This is a genomic window from Chryseobacterium sp., assembly GCF_022869225.1.
GTDB lineage: Bacteria > Bacteroidota > Bacteroidia > Flavobacteriales > Weeksellaceae > Chryseobacterium.
Map to the genome: position 1 here is coordinate 2,094,542 of NZ_JALIHL010000001.1, position 18,490 is coordinate 2,113,031.

Annotated in this window: 21 protein-coding genes; 17 read left to right on the plus strand and 4 right to left on the minus strand. The window is 36.8% G+C overall.

Going from position 1 to position 18,490, the window contains the following annotated elements:
• Positions 1-52 precede the first annotated feature (52 nt).
• Positions 53-1,021: an ROK family protein gene (locus MUW56_RS09725; protein WP_292013002.1), complete on the plus strand. Its 969-nt coding sequence runs from the start codon at positions 53-55 to the stop codon at positions 1,019-1,021.
• 334 nt (positions 1,022-1,355) lie between these two features.
• Positions 1,356-1,910 carry a peptide-methionine (S)-S-oxide reductase MsrA gene (gene msrA / locus MUW56_RS09730; RefSeq protein WP_292013003.1) on the plus strand — a complete coding sequence of 185 codons (555 nt, stop codon included), beginning with the start codon at positions 1,356-1,358 and terminating at the stop codon, positions 1,908-1,910.
• A 31-nt stretch (positions 1,911-1,941) separates the two neighbouring features.
• On the opposite strand, the gene MUW56_RS09735 is transcribed toward msrA, so the two are convergent.
• On the minus strand, positions 1,942-2,775 hold the full coding sequence (locus MUW56_RS09735; RefSeq protein WP_292013004.1) for a hypothetical protein: 834 nt from the start codon (positions 2,773-2,775) through the stop codon (positions 1,942-1,944).
• A 382-nt stretch (positions 2,776-3,157) separates the two neighbouring features.
• Here MUW56_RS09735 and MUW56_RS09740 point away from each other — a divergent pair, with 382 nt between their 5' ends.
• The 6 genes from MUW56_RS09740 (at position 3,158) to MUW56_RS09765 (ending at position 7,841) form a co-directional block, all read left to right on the plus strand.
• Positions 3,158-3,370: a hypothetical protein gene (locus tag MUW56_RS09740; protein ID WP_292013005.1), complete on the plus strand. Its 213-nt coding sequence runs from the start codon at positions 3,158-3,160 to the stop codon at positions 3,368-3,370.
• 63 nt (positions 3,371-3,433) lie between these two features.
• Positions 3,434-5,107 carry a hypothetical protein gene (locus tag MUW56_RS09745; protein WP_292013006.1) on the plus strand — a complete coding sequence of 558 codons (1,674 nt, stop codon included), beginning with the start codon at positions 3,434-3,436 and terminating at the stop codon, positions 5,105-5,107.
• A gap of 15 nt (positions 5,108-5,122) precedes the next feature.
• A complete protein-coding gene (locus tag MUW56_RS09750; protein ID WP_292013007.1) occupies positions 5,123-5,788 on the plus strand; it encodes a response regulator in 666 nt (221 codons plus the stop codon).
• Positions 5,789-5,904: 116 nt separating this feature from the next.
• Positions 5,905-6,237, plus strand: a complete 333-nt coding sequence (locus MUW56_RS09755; RefSeq protein ID WP_292013008.1) for a YegP family protein — start codon at positions 5,905-5,907, stop codon at positions 6,235-6,237.
• Between the two features lie 12 nt (positions 6,238-6,249).
• Positions 6,250-7,320 (plus strand): type I restriction endonuclease, encoded by a 1,071-nt coding sequence (locus MUW56_RS09760; protein ID WP_292013009.1) that lies wholly within the window; start codon positions 6,250-6,252, stop codon positions 7,318-7,320.
• A 2-nt stretch (positions 7,321-7,322) separates the two neighbouring features.
• The gene (locus tag MUW56_RS09765) at positions 7,323-7,841 is read left to right on the plus strand and encodes an SH3 domain-containing protein (RefSeq protein WP_292013010.1); all 519 of its coding nucleotides are present in this window, start codon (positions 7,323-7,325) and stop codon (positions 7,839-7,841) included.
• 56 nt (positions 7,842-7,897) lie between these two features.
• Here MUW56_RS09765 and MUW56_RS09770 read toward each other — a convergent pair whose 3' ends face one another.
• The 3 genes from MUW56_RS09770 to MUW56_RS09780 all read right to left on the minus strand — a co-directional run bounded on the left by MUW56_RS09770 (position 7,898) and on the right by MUW56_RS09780 (position 9,788).
• Positions 7,898-8,347 (minus strand): GNAT family N-acetyltransferase, encoded by a 450-nt coding sequence (locus MUW56_RS09770; protein ID WP_292013011.1) that lies wholly within the window; start codon positions 8,345-8,347, stop codon positions 7,898-7,900.
• Positions 8,340-8,963: a ribosome biogenesis GTP-binding protein YihA/YsxC gene (gene yihA / locus MUW56_RS09775; RefSeq protein WP_292013012.1), complete on the minus strand. Its 624-nt coding sequence runs from the start codon at positions 8,961-8,963 to the stop codon at positions 8,340-8,342. Before yihA ends, MUW56_RS09770 begins: the two co-directional genes overlap by 8 nt.
• A 63-nt stretch (positions 8,964-9,026) precedes the next feature.
• Entirely contained in the window at positions 9,027-9,788 is a 762-nt protein-coding gene (locus tag MUW56_RS09780) for an alpha/beta hydrolase (protein ID WP_292013013.1), read from the minus strand.
• A gap of 272 nt (positions 9,789-10,060) precedes the next feature.
• Here MUW56_RS09780 and mraZ point away from each other — a divergent pair, with 272 nt between their 5' ends.
• The 9 genes from mraZ (at position 10,061) to murD (ending at position 18,480) form a co-directional block, all read left to right on the plus strand.
• The gene (gene mraZ / locus MUW56_RS09785) at positions 10,061-10,519 is read left to right on the plus strand and encodes a division/cell wall cluster transcriptional repressor MraZ (RefSeq protein ID WP_292013014.1); all 459 of its coding nucleotides are present in this window, start codon (positions 10,061-10,063) and stop codon (positions 10,517-10,519) included.
• Between the two features lie 47 nt (positions 10,520-10,566).
• Positions 10,567-11,460, plus strand: coding sequence for a 16S rRNA (cytosine(1402)-N(4))-methyltransferase RsmH (gene rsmH, locus MUW56_RS09790; protein WP_292013015.1), 894 nt, complete (start codon positions 10,567-10,569; stop codon positions 11,458-11,460).
• A 65-nt stretch (positions 11,461-11,525) separates the two neighbouring features.
• Positions 11,526-11,891: an FtsL-like putative cell division protein gene (locus tag MUW56_RS09795; RefSeq protein ID WP_292013016.1), complete on the plus strand. Its 366-nt coding sequence runs from the start codon at positions 11,526-11,528 to the stop codon at positions 11,889-11,891.
• A complete protein-coding gene (locus MUW56_RS09800) occupies positions 11,875-13,866 on the plus strand; it encodes a penicillin-binding transpeptidase domain-containing protein (protein WP_292013017.1) in 1,992 nt (663 codons plus the stop codon). The genes MUW56_RS09795 and MUW56_RS09800 overlap by 17 nt, the downstream gene beginning before the upstream one ends.
• A gap of 56 nt (positions 13,867-13,922) precedes the next feature.
• The gene (locus MUW56_RS09805) at positions 13,923-15,383 is read left to right on the plus strand and encodes a UDP-N-acetylmuramoyl-L-alanyl-D-glutamate--2,6-diaminopimelate ligase (protein WP_292013018.1); all 1,461 of its coding nucleotides are present in this window, start codon (positions 13,923-13,925) and stop codon (positions 15,381-15,383) included.
• A 38-nt stretch (positions 15,384-15,421) separates the two neighbouring features.
• Positions 15,422-15,595: a four helix bundle protein gene (locus MUW56_RS09810; RefSeq protein WP_292013019.1), complete on the plus strand. Its 174-nt coding sequence runs from the start codon at positions 15,422-15,424 to the stop codon at positions 15,593-15,595.
• Between the two features lie 56 nt (positions 15,596-15,651).
• Positions 15,652-15,801, plus strand: a complete 150-nt coding sequence (locus MUW56_RS09815) for a hypothetical protein (protein WP_292013020.1) — start codon at positions 15,652-15,654, stop codon at positions 15,799-15,801.
• A gap of 38 nt (positions 15,802-15,839) precedes the next feature.
• On the plus strand, positions 15,840-17,081 hold the full coding sequence (gene mraY, locus MUW56_RS09820; protein ID WP_292013021.1) for a phospho-N-acetylmuramoyl-pentapeptide-transferase: 1,242 nt from the start codon (positions 15,840-15,842) through the stop codon (positions 17,079-17,081).
• A 61-nt stretch (positions 17,082-17,142) separates the two neighbouring features.
• Positions 17,143-18,480, plus strand: a complete 1,338-nt coding sequence (murD, locus tag MUW56_RS09825) for a UDP-N-acetylmuramoyl-L-alanine--D-glutamate ligase (protein WP_292013022.1) — start codon at positions 17,143-17,145, stop codon at positions 18,478-18,480.
• Positions 18,481-18,490 lie beyond the last annotated feature (10 nt).

Here is an 18,490-nt window from a genome sequence, read left to right on the forward strand (position 1 = left end):
CCATTAATACAATCTTTTTTATAATTTTAGCCCTTAGAATTTAATAATAGAAATGTCATTAATAGATTTATCAAAACAAGTTGCTCTTGGAGTTGACATCGGTGGTACCAATACTAAATTTGGAATCGTAAACCATCGCGGAGAAGTTCTGGATAAAGGAAACCTGAAAACGGACGCTTATGATAAAGTGGAGGATTTCATCGATGCTTTATATGATCATGTTTATCCTTTGATGGAAAAACACGGTACTGAAAAGCATTTCGACGGGATTGGAGTAGGTGCTCCGAATGCCAACTATTACAAGGGAACCATAGAACTGGCACCCAACCTGCCCTGGAAAGGGGTAATTCCTTTTGCAGAGCTGATGACGGCAAAATTCAATCTACCCTGTACAGTGACCAACGATGCTAATGCTGCGGCTTTGGGAGAGATGCTGTTCGGAGCGGCAAGGGGAATGAAAGATTTTATCATGATTACCTTGGGGACCGGCGTAGGAAGCGGAATTATTGCCAATGGAAATTTAATCTACGGACATGACGGTTTTGCCGGAGAACTTGGCCATACGATTGTAAAACCGGGCGGAAGAAAGCACTGGAGTACAGGCTCAGAAGGAAGTCTCGAAGCCTATGCTTCTGCCACAGGAATTACCATCACCGCAAAGAAAATGAGAGCTGAATTTCCGGAGTCTATGCTGAATCAGTATCCTGAAGATGAAATCAATTCTAAGACAGTATATGAATGTGCTTTAAAAGATGATCCTATCGCGATTGAAGTATTCAGATATACAGGGCAAAAACTGGGAGAAGCATTAGCTAATTTTGTCATGTTCTCTTCGCCTGAAGCAATTCTTTTATTTGGAGGAGTGATCAAAGCTGGAGATTTTATCTTAAAGCCGGCGAAACTTCATATGGAAAGAAACCTTCTTCCTATCTTTAGAAATAAAGTAAAATTAGTATTCAGCGAGCTTGATGAAGCCGATGCTGCCATCCTGGGAGCAAGTGCTTTGGTTTGGGAAAAATAACTGAAAGCTATTTAAATCATAGAAAGCATCCTTTTTTAGGATGCTTTTGTTTTTTGCCTACAGATTACGCAGATTTTCACAGATGATTGGGCTTTATATTTCCTTGTGTCTATTTGTGAAAACATTCGTGCCATTTGTGTTTAAATTTAATTAAAATGTAAAGAATTGCTTGTAAAGAAAGCTATGGTATTCGTGTTTAAAATCATTTGCCGCATCTATCATTGTAATTTGAGTTTAAGACGTAAAATCATATTCAAATGAAAAAGTTTTTCATAATTTTGGTCAGATATTTCCAGATCTGGAAAAGATAATAAAAACAATATAATTACCAAAAATGGATAACAATAATTTAGGACAGATCACTTTCGGTGGCGGATGTTTCTGGTGTGTAGAAAGTTGTTTCAATATGCTGAAAGGTGTTAAATCTGCTATTTCCGGATATTCCGGCGGGCATAAAGAAAACCCTACATATGAAGAAGTATGCACCGGTGCAACCGATCATGCAGAAGTGGTACAGATCACTTATGATCCTGCAGTTATTTCTTATGAACAATTAATGGACGTTTTCTTTTTCCTGCATGATCCCACTCAACTGAACAGACAGGGTAATGACATCGGTACTCAATACCGTTCTGTCATTTTCTATAAAGATGATGCAGAAAAGCAAAGAGCGGAAGAGGCATTAAAACAATCAGAAGAATCAGGAAGATGGACAGGAAAGTATGTTACAGAATTAGCACCATTCGAGAAATTCTGGCCGGCAGAACAATATCACCAGGGATATTACAATGAGAACCCTACCCAACCCTACTGCAGTGCTGTGGTAGGACCTAAAATCCAGAAGTTTAAGAAACACTTTGGAGAACTGGGAATGCTGAATATAGATTAAAAAATAGAGCGGAGAGAAATCTTCGCTTTTTTTATTCTTCAACCGGAACCGGCTGACCTGCATATTTTTCAATAATATAAGGTGTTGAAGACCTTAATTCTCTTCCAGTATCTGGATCTACTCCGTCCATCGTAAAAAACGCTACGTTTCCATTAAACTTTGAATACCATGTTCGTCCCATTGCATTCTCTACAGTCAAGGTATCTTTTCTGGTAATCCTTTTAAAATATTTTATTTGAACAGTATCTTTAGGAATAAGACTGCGCAAAGGATTCCTGTCTTCGCAATCTGCTAATCTATATTCATTTTTATCCCAGAACATACAGCTTTTATCAACTTCTGGAACTCCGAAGAAACCTAAGGTGACACTCGTATTTTTAACTTTCCCTCCCAGTGAATGGTAGTTTCCCATTAATACACTTCCTATAAGCAATATTCCCATAATACCCAGCCCATTTTGCTTAACAAATTCCGGCATTTTGAAATGCTGCTCATTGGTAATATTGATGATGATTTTGGATAGTTTTTCTGATAAGGATTCTTCATCCTCATCAACACTTATTTTTACCGTTGTTTTATTTGCTTTTTCGTCTTCTTTGACGAAAGTACTGGAGAAATCAAGAAAGTCTTTAAACCCAATATACTGACTCAATTTATTAAGAGTATCAGGGTCTACATTTATTTCTTTTTTTATTCCTAATACAAAAGCATCATAGTACCTACTAAATGTTTTTTCGTCAAAAAAGATTTTAAAGGTTTCAAGATGAACTTTTAAATAAAGAGCTAATCCGCTTTTAGATGCTTTCCCAGATTCTTTCTTTGCTTGCTCAAATACCTCATTGATTAATAGTTTTCTTTTGGACATAATTAGTTTTTAAAGGCAATTACAAAATAGGTGATTTTCTACCGTGTCGCATTACGGGTTTCCGTAGTGAATTCCTGTCCATTTCTTGTCCATCGATGTCCATATTTTGTCTAACACTCACCTTCCTTTCTTCCCCATCTTTGCCATAACAAAATCAGTGATAAACAAAACATTACAAAAACAAATTTACAAAACTGATTTTGAAATCACCAGATAAAACGGAGGAAAACTCCGGGTTGGGAAGCAGATGTTTCTCCTCCGTTTTTGAAGGTTCACTTCCCAAAAAATTAAGAAGCGCTTCGAAATTTTAACTGTGTACGGCCCGAGAGCAATAGATCTCGGGAGGAAGAAAAACAATTTCAACTTCAAAAATTTTAAGGAAATGATCCAGATTATACTAATGCTATTAGGTTTAGCATTTTCAAATAACAACGCCAATACATCAACATCTAATAATGATTCAACATCCATCACAACGCTCAGCAGCACTGATCCGGGAACCGGCGAAGGCTTAGATCCGGAAGATGGACATGGAAACGGAGGAAATACAACAGGAAATACAGGACAAACTCCTCCCCCTTTTACTCAGCCGTAATAAACAAAAGGATAGATTGTACAAATCTATCCTTTTTATTATTTTGCACTCCAAACAATACTCATGAAGAAAATTTTTTTATTTATTATCTTGTTGACAACACTTTTGTTTTGCCATGAGAAAAACTCCCACAAAAAAATACCCCATACAAAAAATAATTACTACCGGAAAGCAGGAAACTTTAGAGACAAAAAAATCTCTGACTCAGCCTTTTATTATTATAATTTAGCCAAAGATGAATATGTAAAAGCAAATGATTCAATTGGAGCCGCAGAATCATTAATCAACATGGCGATTATTCAAACAAATTATGGAGACTTTTTTGGAAGTATTGAGACTTCATTAGAGGCCAATACATTTTTAAAAAATGAAAATGATAGCATTACAAAAAGAGATTTAGCATCAAATTACAACAATATGGGCATAGCTTCCTCTTTTTTGTACAACCATGATCGCGCCGTGAACTTTTACAAAAATGCTATAAAATATAGTAATAGCGGAGAAAATAAATTTATCTATTATAACAATCTGGGAAATGCGCTTATAAGTAAAAAATATCCAAGACAAGCTCAAAAATATCTGAATTACGCTGTTCTCGCCAATGATCATAAAAATCAATCCAGAGCGATAAATAATTTAGCCAGAGCAAAATTACTTGAAAACAAGCATTATGACCCTTTACCAGAGTTCTATAAAGCTTTGAAGATCAGGGAAGAGGATAATGATTTGGATGGTTTAAATTCCAGTTTTGCTACTCTGGCAGATTATTTTTTTGAAAGAGATAATGAAAAGTCTTTAATGTATGCAAAAAAAATGTTGCAAACAGCATCTGAAATCAATAACCCCGAAGATCAGCTACAGGCGTTACAAAAAATCATTACCATAGACAAAAATAATTATCAGTCCTATTTTGCAAAATTCCAGACCATTAACGACAGTATACAGATTGCAAGAAATGAAGCCAAGAACCAGTTTGCCTATTTTCGTTATGGTATAGAAAAAGAAAAGGCAGAAAATCAGAAGCTTAAAGCAGATCAAATTCAAAAAGAAAATCATATTTTAAAACAAAGAATAGGATTAGGTACTCTATCATTACTCCTGATCAGCGGCTTGTTCTGGTATAGAAGAAGAAAGAAAAGACTTCAGAAAGAAAAAGAGCTTGAAGTAAAAAACACCGAATTAAAACTTTCTAAAAAAGTGCATGATGTAGTAGCTAACGGCATTTATCAGGTGATGACAAAGATTGAAAACCAGAAAGATTTTGATAAAGAAGAAGCCCTTGATGAACTGGAATTTGTCTATGAAAAATCAAGGGATATTTCCTACGAAAAAGCGAACGGCAAACATAATAGCCAGGGCTTTGGTGAAACAATATCCGGACTTATCGGGTCTTTTAATAATGATTATGTAAAAACTTATGTTGCCGGAAATGACAAAACGATCTGGAAAGAAGTAAGCGAATCCACTTTTGATGAAACGTATCAAATCATTCGTGAACTGCTGGTCAATATGAAAAAACACAGCAAAGCAAGCATCGTTTCTTTCAGATTTGAGAGAATAGATCATATGATTAAAATCTATTATACGGATAATGGAATCGGGATTCCCGGAGATTTAATTTATAAAAATGGCCTATCAAATACGGATTCCCGTATTGAAACCGTTCATGGGGAGATTATTTTTGACACTAAAATCGAAAAGGGATTGAAAATCAATATTTCATTTCCTGTTTCCTAAAAAAACTTTAAAAGAATGTTCAAAAAAATTTTAATTGCCGAAGATCACGAAAGTATTAACCTTTCTGTTCAGAAAACGCTGGAAGACCTCCATATTCCGAATGTGGATTATGTATATTATTGTGACGATGCTTTAGCCAAAGTGCAGAAAGCGATCCGGGAAAATAATCCTTATGATCTCCTGATCACTGATCTTTATTATGAAGAAGATCATCATCATCAAAAACTAAAAGACGGAAGAGAACTGATCCGGAGTATCAAAGAAATTCAGCCGTCTTTAAAAGTAATTGTATTCTCTGCAGAGCATAAGTCAGGTGTTATTGATTCGCTTTTTAATGAATATAAAATCAACGGCTATGTCAGAAAGGCCAGAAATGATTCCAAGGAACTGAAAAAATCCATTGCATCAGTGTATATCAATGAAAACTATTTATCTCTTGATCTGAAACAAGAGATGAAAAAGCTTAACAGTTATGAATTTTCAGCATATGATATTACGCTGGTGACACTCCTGTCAAAAGGAGTATTACAGAAAAACATTCCCAATTACCTTCAGGAAAACAATATAAGGCCCAATAGCCTGAGCAGCGTTGAAAAAAAATTAAATAGTTTAAAAGAAGACCTGGAAGTCAGCAGTAATGAGCATCTTGTGGCTTTCTGTAAAGATATTGGAATTATCTGATTATAAACTTCCCCGGTATATAAAAAACCTTTCATTTTTTGAAAGGTTTTTTTACGGCTTTCCGTAAAAAATGAAAAGTAAAGAGTCCTACTTTTGATGTGTTAAACAGAATAATTATGGGAAAATTTATTATTAGTCAAAGAATTAACAAAGAGTATCAATTTAATTTAAAGGCCGGAAACGGAGAAATTATTTTAACCAGTGAAGGCTATGTTCAAAAAGCTTCTTGCCACAAAGGAATAGAATCTGTAAGGGTGAATTCACAGGCAGATAACAGATATGACAGACGGGTGGCAGTCAATGACAAAGACTACTTCGTAATTAAAGCAAGGAATGGGGAAATTATTGGTAAAAGCCAGCTATACAGCTCTAAACCAGCAATGGAAAATGGAATTGCTTCTGTAAAAAAGAATGCTCCGGAGGCAGAAATCATGGATCAAACTCTTTAAAAAATAAAAACAATGGATCTTAAAATAAAACTGGAACAGCTACATCAAAAAGTGATGGGCCTGAAAGACCATATCAGCACAGAAGAGGCTACAAAAAATGCTTTTGTAATGCCTTTTATCCAGATTTTAGGGTATGATATTTTCAACCCTACAGAAGTTGTGCCCGAGCACATCTGCGATATCGGGACCAAAAAAGGAGAAAAGGTAGATTATGTAATAAGAAATAATGATGAGCCTATTTTCATTATAGAGTGCAAACACTGGAAAGAAAATGCAGATGCTCATAATTCTCAGCTTCACCGATATTATCATGTTTCCAAAACACGGTTTGGAGTGCTTACGAACGGGATCATCTATAATTTTTATACCGATCTTGAAAAGCCTAATGTGATGGATGAAAAACCTTTTTTCACCATCAATATTGAGGATTTAAAAGACAGCTCCATTAAAATTCTTGAAAGCTTTACCAAAAAGGATTACAATCTTGACAATATCCTGGATTCTGCCGAAGCCCTGAAATATATCAAAGCCATCCGCAAAGAATTTGAAAAAGAAATTGAAAACCCTTCTGATGAAATGGTACGCCTTCTCGTTAATCGTTTTTTTGAAAAACCTTTAACGGCCAATAGGATGATTTCTTTCAAGGAATATACCAAAAAAGCTTTGTCAACGTCTATCAACGAATCCATCAGCTTTAGGCTTAAATCAGCATTAACCCTTAATGAACAGATCGAAAAACAGGATGAAAATATAAAAGCTCCCCAACAGATTGATGAAAATAACGATCCTAAAATTATCACTACAGAAGAAGAACTTGAAGGATATCAGATTGTAAAGGCTATTTTAAGAGAGAAAATTTCTTCTTCCCGAATAGCATACAGGGATACCTTATCTTATTTCGGGATTTTATTGGATGATAATAATAGAAAACCAATCTGCAGACTACATTTTAACACCTCCAATAAGTATATTGAAACATTTCACAACGGTAAAGATTCAGGAGCAAAGGTCTTATTAAATAACCTTGATGAAATCTACAATTACAGAAATGAACTCCATAAAACATTAGAAAACTACAGCTAACCATGAAAACATTCATCTCTATATTCATCATCTGTTTTGGAGCTTTCGTTTCTGATTCTTTTTCATCCTTACAATACGAAGAAAATGAACTTCACGGCGGAAGATGTACCGGTTCTGCCGCCTGTACCGCCTGCTCGAACTGCTCCGGGTGTAAACACTGTAAAAGTGGTGGCACCTGTGGGGTCTGTAAAGGCAGTTCTTCAGGAAAAAGCAGCTCTGCTCCGTCTTCTAAAAAAGTTAAATCTAAATACACATCAGGCTTAGATCATTTCATAGAAAACAGCAAAACCCTTTCAAAACCAGAATCCAGGTCATTTGCTGAAACGGGAAGTACAAATAACAGTATTGTTACCAGCCGTGCCGTCTCCATTTTTGAAAAACCTTCCTTACAATCAAAAGTGATAAAAACTGTAGCGAAAAATACGCCCTTAGTTACAATTTCAAAAGACGATTTCTGGTATAAAGTGAAAGTACCGGAAGCAGAAAAAACAGGTTTTATACGCAAAGCCGATGCTCAATAAAAAAACACGCACCATATATAACCAAAAAGCATCTCATTTACGAGATGCCTTTTTATTTATTTTCTGATCATTTCCGTATGCGGAATATCGTCTTCCAGGTATTTCTTTCCTGTATCTTCAAATCCAAACCCTGCATAGAATCTTAAAAGATAATCTTGTGCCGAGATTTTGATTTCAGAAGTATGGAAACGGTTTTCTATCGTTTCAACAGCATATTGTATCAGCTGCTTTCCAAGGCTCTTTCCTCTGGCCTGTTCTGTTGTAAGCACCCTTCCGAAAGAAGTTTCATCATACTTTATTCCTCTATCAAAGACACGGCAGTATGCTAAAACCTGCCCGTTTTCTTCAGCCCAGATATGAACTGCTTTCTGATCGTAATTATCCAGATCAGGGTACGGGCAGTTCTGCTCGATAACAAAAACATCTATCCGGGCTTTCAGGATTGAATAGAGTTCAGGAACAGTAAGCTCGTCAAAGGTTTTAATTTTCCAGACTATGTTACTCATCGAAACTTACGTTGTTATGGATTAAAAAATCATTCGTTTTTTGTATAAAATTTAGAATTTCATCTCCTCCTTCTTTCTTTTCTGCTGAAGTAACGTAAAGCTCAGGAAGATCTTCCCAGGTTTTATGAAGTTCCATTTTATAATCTTCCACGTTCTTTATAACAGCATTAGGTTTCAGCTTATCTGCTTTTGTAAATACAATCGAAAAAGGAACACCGCTTTCTCCACACCATTGAATAAATTCAAGATCGATCTTCTGCGGATTATGTCTTACATCCACCAAAACAAAAAGATTAACGAGATTCCTTCTGTTCAGAATATAATTGGTGATCAGCTTTTCAAAATCCTTTCGCTGAACTTTTGAAACTTTAGCATAGCCATATCCCGGTAAATCTGTGAGATACCAGTTTTCATTCACCAAAAAATGATTGATCAGCTGAGTTTTACCCGGAGTTTGTGATGTTTTAGCCAAATCCTTATGATTCATCATTGCATTAATCAATGATGACTTTCCTACATTAGACCTTCCGATAAAAGCATATTCCGGGAGATTAGGTTCAGGACATTCCTGCCATTTTCCACTACTTTTTACAAACTCCGCTGTCTTAATAATCATTTTGAATATATTTTAGAAAAATAAACCATTAAGAAAAGCTCTTAATGGTCATTAGTTATTGATTTAAACTTTATCTTTTACCCAGTTGTACAGAATTTCATTGAATTCATCCGGTTTTTCCATCATCGCAGCGTGGCCGCACTGATCAATCCAGAACAAATCCGAATTAGGAATAAACTTATGCATGTCTTCCGCCACTTCCGGAGGGGTTACATTGTCCTGCTTTCCCCAGATAAGACATGTAGGTGTCAAGATCTTTGGAAGATCGTTCAGCATATTATGCTTAATGGCACTTCTTGCCAGCATTACGGTCTTTATTCCTTTCATTCTGTCATTTACCACCCCAAAAACCTCGTCTACAAGATCTTCCGTGGCAATCTTCGGATCATAAAAAACCTCTTCCGTTTTCTTTCTTATATATGACCGGTCATTTTTCCTTGGAAAACTATCACCAAATGTCCTTTCATACAATCCTGAACTTCCGGTCAAAACAAGATTCTTTACCAGATCCGGTCTTGCCAATGTCATGATAAGCCCTATATGTCCGCCCATTGAGTTTCCTACAATAGTGACAGGCCCTGAAATATGACTCTCTATAAACTTGATAATATATTTTGCAATAGTGGTAAGATTCGTATTGAGTACCGGCAGATCATAGATGGGCAACTGAGGTACATAAACCTTGAATCCCCTGTCTGAAAAAAAATCTACCATTTTATCGAAATTACTCAAACCACCCATTAAACCGTGCAACAGCACCAATGGATGTCCTTCTCCCGCCTCTACATAGGAATATTTCTTTTCTTTTTTTGTACTAAATATCATAAAACGCTTTAATGAAGCCCTGCAAAAATACAAATTAAACCTCAAAAATATTTTGATTATCCTAATTTAAGATAAAAATAATATAATATTCCTCTTTTTAACTTTTTTTTTCAAAACCTCTTTATTATGGCGTAAATAACAGTTTTTACAACCCTCACCGTATCAATTATTTACACATATAAAATTCAATCTTTAATAAAACTTATTAACATTGAGTCAAAAAGTGGGAAAAAGTGGGAAATTTTGGAAATTATTATATAAATTTGTCCCAAATGAAAAGTTTCATTGGGACATATGAGTGTAAAATTGACGACAAAGGCCGCTTAAAAGTTCCTTCATCTTTGATTAAACAGATGGAAAACTTCGACGATAAGGCGTTTGTAGTCAAAAGATCTGTGTTCCAACCTTGTCTGGAAGTCTATCCTATGAATGCGTGGGATAAATTAATGGGCAAAATTAATAAACTGAACAGGTTCATAAAAAAGAATGCTGATTTCATACGGATGTTTACAGCAGGAGTAAAAACAGTAGAATTGGATAATGCAGGAAGATTACAGATTTCTAAAGACCTGACGCATTTCGCACATCTTCAGAAAGAGATTGTGATCACAAGCGCAGGAGAGCTCTTTGAAATTTGGGATAAAGAGGCCTACGAAGAGGTAATCTCTACCAATGAGACTGATTTTGCCAACCTGGCTGAGGATGTAATGGGCTCTTTCGATGAAGAATAACTGTAATGGGTTATTAAGATTTTTTTAAACAAAAAACACAATTAAGCATGTATCATAACCCCGTTTTGTTGAAGCAGAGTGTAGATGATTTGGTGACGAATCCTGACGGAATTTACGTGGACTGCACCTTTGGCGGCGGCGGCCACTCAAGGGAAATTTTAAGCAGGCTTTCAGATAAAGGAAGACTGTTTAGTTTTGACCAGGATCTGGATGCGCTTAAAAATACAATTGATGATCCCAGGTTTACATTGGTTAATCAGAATTTCAGATTTCTGGAAAACTCTTTACTGATGTATGGAGTTCCTCAGGTTGATGGTGTTTTAGCAGACTTAGGCGTTTCATCTCATCAGTTTGATGAAGCGGACAGAGGCTTTTCAACAAGAAGCAATGCTCCTCTGGACATGCGAATGAATGTCATGCAGAATCTTGACGCCAAAAGAGTGATCAATGAATATGAAGAGGGCGAACTTGCTGATCTTTTTTACCATTACGGAGAATTAAGAGAAGCCAGAAAACTGGCAAGGGAGATTGTTCATCACCGAAAAACAAAAAGCATAGAAACCACAGAGGATCTGAAAAAATTATTCAGCTACATCCCTCCTCATAAGGTTAATAAGTTTTATGCCCAGCTTTTTCAGGCGATAAGGATAGAAGTAAACCAGGAACTTGAAGTCTTAAAAGAAATGCTTGTTCAGGCTTACAATGTTTTGAAACCGGAAGGTAGACTGGTCGTTATCTCTTATCATTCCCTGGAAGACCGCCTGGTAAAAAGATTCCTTAAAAACGGAATGTTTGAAGGTGAACCGGAAAGAGATATCTACGGAAATTATAAAAAAGCATTTGAACTGCTGAAGAGCAAAGCGATCATTCCCGATGACAGAGAGATCGAAGAGAACTCAAGAGCAAGAAGTGCAAAAATGAGAACAGGAATTAAAGTATAAATGGAAATGATCATTGATACATGATATGAACGATCAGCCATCAATAGTCAACCATCAACAATACATTGGCAAAAAGAACAACATATCGCCCACAGAAAAAGCTCACTTTTATAGACATTATAAAAGGAAACTTTCTCAACCGTGATGAAATAAAAATACATTACAAGTATTTTCTGTTGTTGTTTATCCTGATGATGGCTATGATTTACAGTAACCATCTCGTTAACAAGAAGATTAAAATTGTAAATGCTTTAAAAGAAGAAACAGAAGAATATAAATCAAGAAATGCTTACGCCCAGAGTAAGCTGATCAAAGTAAAAATGGAATCGGAACTGGGGAAAGAAGTGGCACGGGATTCACTGATGACCCTCGAAAACCATCCTCATAAATTGCTAATAAAACTGGACAGTACAGATGCAAAAGCAAAATGAATACGACAATAAACGTAAAAAAACGTTAAGATGGGGCTACCTCTTCGCAGTGGTAGCTTTGTGCGTGTTTGTAATGTTCTTGGCAAGAATTGTAATTCTTCAAAACACCAATGTTCAGGAAATAAAAGACGATTACATTAATAAAAATTACCGTGAGGCCACTTTAAAGGCGGCCCGGGGCAACCTGTTTGCCTCTGACGGTTCCATTCTAGCGACCACTGTCATGCGCTATGATATCTATCTTGACTTCAAAACGATGAAAGATACGGTATACAGCAACAATATCGGAGCATTGACCGATTCTTTAAGTAAGATGTTCGGAAAACCCAGAAGCGAATTCAGACAGAAATTTGACGAACAGAAGAAAAAGAAAAACCAATATTATACTTTGGTCAAAGGACTTGATTTTGATCAGTATGACAGAATCAGAAAATTCCCCATCTTCAAAAGAGGAAAAAACAAAGGAGGTTTCATCGTTGACAGAAACTATAAGAGAGAACTTGCCACGTCGGAAATCGGAGCCGGAACCATCGGTATGGATAACGGAGAACTAAAATCCGGATTGGAAGGAGCCTTTTCCAAATACCTGACCGGAACCGACGGAAAAAGACTGGAGCAAAGAATTAATTCTTCCCAATGGAAACCGATTGATTTCTGGAAAGTTAAGGAACCTGTAGACGGCGAAGATGTATACACCACCTTAGACCTTAGAATTCAGGACATTGCACACTCCGCTCTGGAGAAACAGCTGATCAATTATGAAGCGAAGCATGGAACGGTGATCGTCATGGAAGTCGAGACCGGAAAAGTACGGGCATTGGTCAACCTGAGAAGAACAGAATCAGGAGAATACGAAGACTCTTATAACTATGCATTGAAAGACAACATCGAACCGGGATCTACTTTTAAAACCATTTCCCTTCTTGCAGCAATGGATGATGGATTTATTGATGAGAATACAACCGTAAATGTAGGAAACGGAGTCTGGACCTATGCCAAACAGAGAATTTCAGACGGACACGGTGGAGGAACTTACGATATCAGCGATGTTTTAGCCAAATCCAGCAACGTAGGAACTTCAAAGCTGATCACCAAATATTATGCAGAAAAGCCCCAGATCTTCCTTGACCATTTGAAACGCTGGAAATTATTCGACAAAATGGACATCGAACTTCCGGGAATCACAAAACCTAAGATCGTTACTCCGCAAAACAAAAGATGGAATGCAGCAACACTGGCCTCCATCTCCTACGGATACTCTTCAAACATTAACCTGTTACAATTAGCAACTTTCTATAATGGAGTTGCTAATGGTGGTAAAATGCTTAAACCTTTATTCATTGATAAAATCATGAAAGACGGTAAAGTCATGTATAAAGCAAAACCGGAAGTAATGGTAAATAAAATGGCTTCTGAAAAGGCCATTAAAATGATGACGAGCGCACTAACCAAAGCGGTAGAGAAAGGAACAGGACGAAGCATCTTTACTCCAAACCTGAAAATGGCCGGGAAAACAGGAACTGCAAGATTTGAATACTGGCTTCCGGGCCCAATGAAATACCGGGCATCATTTGCCGGGTTTTATCCGGCTGATGCTCCAAAATATACATGCTACGTAATGGTGAGTGAACCTAATACGGCAATAGGATTTTATGGAGGCCCCGTAGCGGCGCCGGTGTTTAAAGAAATTGCAGGGAAAACGTTCCTGAAAACCCCGCAAAACATTGAAAAAGAAATGCTGGTAGACAAAAAGGTGAACCTGAGCAAGATGGTGGAACCTAATGTAAAAGTAGCAGTAAATGATAAGCAAATGCCTAATGTAGTAGGATTAATCGGTAAAAATGTAATCCCGCAGCTGGAAAACCTCGGATACCGCGTCGACTACAAAGGAGTTGGAAGAATCAAAGAACAATTCCCGCTGGAAGGCACCACGATCAGCAAAAACCAGAGAATTTATTTATCTCTGCAGAATTAAAACAAAGTTCCGAAAGGACGATTTAACAAAAAATAGGATAAAGTCCTGTTATAAAAATGACAGTAACAGAATTAGTAAACAGAATCCCAGTAATAGAGATCCACGGTGACAGCAACCGTGAGGTCGCTGAGTTGGTCTTCGACAGCAGAAAAGTGACAGAAAATGCTCTTTACATTGCCATGAGAGGAACCGTGGCGGATGGCCATACATTCATTGTATCTGCTATTGAAAAAGGGGCAGCCACAATCGTGTGTGAAGAATTTCCCGAAACACTGTCGGAAAATGTAACCTATGTAAAAGTAAAAGATTCATCTAAAGCTTTAGGACACCTGGCTTCTAATTTCTACGGAAACCCTTCCAGGAACCTGAAACTGATAGGAGTTACGGGAACCAACGGAAAGACCTCTGTCTCTACCCTGCTTTTTGATGTTTTCAGAAACCTGGGATATGAAGCAGCCTTACTGTCAACTGTTGAAATCAGAATCGGAGAAGAAATCATTCCGGCAACCCATACAACCCCGGATGTGATCACGATCAACAGCATTTTAGCTGAGGCGGTGGAAAAAGGATGTGAATTTGCTTTCATGGAAGTAAGCTCCCACGGCATTGCTCAAAACAGAATCGAAGGACTGCATTTCAAAGTAGCCGGCTTCACAAACCTGACGCACGATCATTTAGACTATCATAAAACATTCGAAGAATATCTAAAAACAAAAAAAAGATTCTTCGATGGGCTGGAAGATACGGCCGTTGCCATCACCAATATAGATGACAAGAACGGAACTGTAATGCTTCAGAACACAAAGGCTAAAAAGAAGTCTTATGCTTTGAAGACCATGGCAGACTATCACGGAAAACTCTTAGAAGTTGATTTCAACGGAATGCTGCTGAATTTCAACGGCAAAGAATTCTGGACCACATTGACCGGAAAATTCAATGTATACAATCTATTACTGGTTTTCGGAATCGCAGCTGAACTTGGTGTTGAACAGGATGAGATCCTTCAGGCCATCAGCAAGTTAAAAAGAGTTTCAGGAAGGTTTGAGACCTTTAAGTCAGAGGGCGGAATTTTCTTTATCGTAGATTATGCCCATACTCCGGATGCTTTGGAAAATATTCTGGACAGCATTAACGATATCAGAACCAAAAATGAAAGATTAATCACTGTTTTTGGCTGCGGAGGAGACCGAGATCATTCCAAAAGACCTGAAATGGGAAATATTGCCACGAAAAAATCAACATTGGCAATCATCACTTCAGACAACCCGAGAACAGAAGATCCGGCACAGATCATCAAAGAAATTGAAGCGGGTGTTGAACCTCAGAACTTCAGCAAATACACTTCAATTCCGGACAGAAAAGAAGCCATAAAAATGGCTATAAAGTTTGCAGAACCTAAAGATATTGTTTTAGTAGCCGGAAAAGGGCACGAAACTTATCAGGAGATAAATGGGGTAAAACATCATTTTGATGACAAAGAAGTAATTAATGAGCTTTGGAAATTGATGAGTAAATAAATTGAAAGATTGAATTTATTTAATGATTTAAAAATTTGATGATGACAAAAAATTTTGAAAATTTCCCTGTGTATCTCAAAAGTTTAGATGTCATTGAAAAAGTTTACAGATTTCTTCAGGCTAAAAGTTTTGAAAAAGAATTTGAATTTAATAACCCGATAAAAAGAGCGAGTTTTTCAGTTAGCAACAATATTAGAAGGCTCGGAATATAAACAATAATATACCATTTATTAAATATTTAAAAATAGCAAAAGGCAGCTGCGCTGAAGTGAGAAGTATGCTAATTGTAAGTAAAAGATTAAAATTAGGTGACGAAGATAAAGCTGAAGAAATCATAAGTCTTTCAAGAGAAGCTTCTTCAAACATCTCCAACTTTATTAAATATTTAAGTGAAAATATGGAGAAGTCCAATCTTTAAATTTTTAAATAAATTAAATTTTAAATTAAAAAAGAAACATGCTATACTATCTATACGAATATTTAACCAACCATGGGATCCATGTTCCGGGATTAGGGATGTTAAAATACATTTCCTTCCGTGCCGGAATGGCGGTATTGTTTTCTCTTATCATTGCTCTTGTCTACGGAAAAAGAGTGATCAATTATCTGAGAACAAAACAAATGGGTGAATTGGTGCGTGATCTTGGGCTGGATGGCCAAAAGCAAAAAGAAGGAACTCCTACGATGGGAGGGCTTATCATCATTTTGGCAACCCTTATTCCGGTGCTGTTATTTACAAGAATCACCAATGTCTATATTGTTCTCTTGTTGGTTTCAATGTTATGGATGGGAGCCATTGGTTTTCTTGATGATTATTTAAAGAAAGTTAAGAAAAACAAAGACGGGTTAAGCGGTAAGTTTAAGGTAGTAGGACAGGTCGGTTTAGGGCTAATTGTCGGAATTACAATGTATTTCCACCCGGACATCACGGTTAAAAGAAAATATGCCGATGCAAAAGTAGTAAACAGAAATAATGTAGAGCAAAACTTCATGCCTACTGAAAAAATAACAGTTTCCACCGTTCCTTTTGCTAAGAATAATGAATTCGATTACAGTGGAATTTTATTTTGGATGAATGATAAAGATGCTCACGAATGGGCATGGATTGTATTTATCCCCATTGTCATTTTTATTGTAACAGCCGTTTCGAACGGGGCCAATATTGCCGACGGAATAGATGGTCTTGCTGCAGGAACCAGTACCGTTATACTCCTTACCCTGGCTCTTTTCGCCTATATTTCCGGAAACATTATTTTTGCCGATTATCTCAACATCATGTTCCTTCCGAATATGGGGGAAACCACCATTTTTGCGGTTGCATTAGTAGGAGCGGTAATAGGCTTCTTTTGGTACAATACCTATCCTGCACAGGTATTCATGGGAGATACAGGAAGTTTGATGCTGGGCGGAGTAATTGCGGTTTTAGCGATTATCTTGAGAAAAGAGCTCCTGATCCCTGTTTTATGTGGAGTATTCTTAATAGAATTACTCTCTGTAATCTTACAGGTTTGGGTCTTCAAATATAGAAAAAGAAAATATGGGCTGGAATATGCCCAAAACAATAGACTATTCAAAATGTCACCATTACACCATCATTATCAGAAAGAAGGTTTCCACGAAAGTAAAATCGTGAACAGAATGATCATCATCGGTGTAATCCTGGCGATTGTATGTCTGATCACCTTGAAAATGAGATAAAATTAAAAGCTGTAAGCAATAAGCTTAAAGCTTAAAGCCTATAGCATAAAGCTTTTATAATATGAAAATAGTTGTTTTAGGAGGAGGAGAAAGCGGATGCGGTGCTGCTTATTTGGCCAAAAAGAAAGGTCTGGAAGTATTTCTTTCGGACAAAGGAGCCATTAAGGATAACTATAAGCAGTTTCTTACCGATAATGAAATTGAATTTGAAGAAGGAAAGCATGATGAAGAAAGAATTCTAAGTGCAGACTGGATTGTAAAAAGCCCGGGAATTCCGAAAAAGGCAGAGATCATTCATAAAATTCATGAAAAAGGAATAAGGCTTTCTTCTGAAATTGAATTTGCATCCGAATTTACAGATGCAAAGATTATTGCCATTACCGGAAGTAACGGAAAAACAACCACCACTTCTCTGATCTATTACATCCTGAAAAATGACGGATTAAATGTAGGTCTTGGAGGAAATATCGGATACAGCTTTGCAAAGCAGGTAGCCGATGAAAACTATGAATATTATGTACTGGAGGTAAGCTCCTTCCAGCTGGATGATATTCAGAATTTCAGACCTTATATTTCTTTGTTGCTGAACTTGTCTCAGGATCACCTGGATCAGTACAACTACAATTATGAAGAATATGCGCTGGCAAAATTCAGGATAGCTGAAAATCAGGAAAATGACAATTTTTTCATCTACAACAAAGATGATGAAATGAGTAAAAACCTTCTTGAAAAGCTGGAAATAAAAGCTAAAATGATTCCTTTCTCCACCAAGGAAAAACTGGCTGAAGGGGGATACATTAATAATGAAAACATTGTGGTAAAGGTAAAAGATGAATTCTCAATGAAAATTGATGAATTGTCTCTTCTTGGAAACCACAACGTAGCGAACAGCCTGGCGGCTTCAATAGCCGGTAAAATATTGGAAATCAACAATGAAAGCATCAGGAATTCATTAATGACATTCCAGGCAGTAGAACACAGACTGGAGTTTGTCTCTGAAATTGACGGAGTAAAATACATCAACGACAGTAAAGCCACCAATGTCAATGCCACCTACTACGCACTAGAAAGTATGAAAACTCCAACTGTATGGATCGTTGGAGGATTAGATAAAGGGAATGACTACACCGAAATTGAGGATCTGGTCAAAAGAAAAGTAAAGGCGATTGTTTGCCTTGGAATAGACAACAAAAAGATCATAGACTTCTTTAAAGAGAAGAAGGAATTTATTTATGATACTTCAAGTATGGAAGAAGCAGTGAAAATATCAAAATCACTGGCTAAAAAAGGGGATACAGTCCTTTTATCTCCATGCTGTGCAAGCTTTGATTTATTCAAAAGCTATGAAGACAGAGGAAACCAGTTTAAACAGCAGGTATTAAAAGCCAATGGCCAATAGCCAGAAGCCA